This is a genomic window from Nitrincola lacisaponensis (assembly GCF_000691225.1).
GTDB lineage: Bacteria > Pseudomonadota > Gammaproteobacteria > Pseudomonadales > Balneatricaceae > Nitrincola > Nitrincola lacisaponensis.
The window spans coordinates 1-674 of record NZ_JMSZ01000041.1; the positions used below are offsets into that span (position 1 = coordinate 1).

The following is a 674-nucleotide window of genomic DNA, read 5'->3' on the forward strand; positions in this document are numbered from 1 at the left end:
GGTCATTCCTTTGAAGTCAGTTCTCTATTCGTATGGTGTAATGAATACTATTGCAACGATTTTACCCTTGTTGCTGGTTGGGTTTGCTTGTGCATTGCTATACCGGTCCTTGTACAGAAGCAGCTTCAAATAACGGATTTTGGTTGAGGTGATTGTGTCGATCATTCAGGAAATACAACAAGAGTGCTCCAGGTTGAACCAGCTGATTCGCTGGCCTTCGATGTTGTTGTTTGGCTTCGGCTTGCTGGCAGCGTTTTTTCTGTCATTCGGTGGTCTTTCCGAAGTGGTCGAACGCTGGATCAAGCAGGAAGAGTACAGTCACGGCTTTTTAATTCCCCTGGTATCACTTTACATACTCTGGGAAAAGCGTCTGATGATTGCTGTCGAGTATCGATCCGGTTCGTGGCTGGGCATGCCCGTTATTTTGGTAGCGCTACTGGTGGCTTTTATAGGTGAAATCTCGGCCTTGTATATACTGGTCCAGTATGCTTTCTTGCTGTTATTGGCCGGATTTGCCATCACTGCATTGGGTCGAGCGGCCAGGCATACATTAATTCCGATCGTACTTTTAGCGTTTGCTATTCCCTTGCCCTATTTTCTTGAAGCGGTGCTGACCGCACGTTTGCAGTTGCTGTCGTCCGAAATTGGCGTGATGTTCATTCAATGGATGGGTA

The 674-nt window shown here is 46.7% G+C and carries 1 protein-coding gene; it reads left to right on the forward strand.

What is annotated here, in order from left to right:
- Positions 1–193 precede the first annotated feature (193 nt).
- Positions 194–674 (forward strand): exosortase/archaeosortase family protein (locus ADINL_RS14155; RefSeq protein WP_168713133.1); only part of this gene is annotated, 481 nt, incomplete at its 3' end.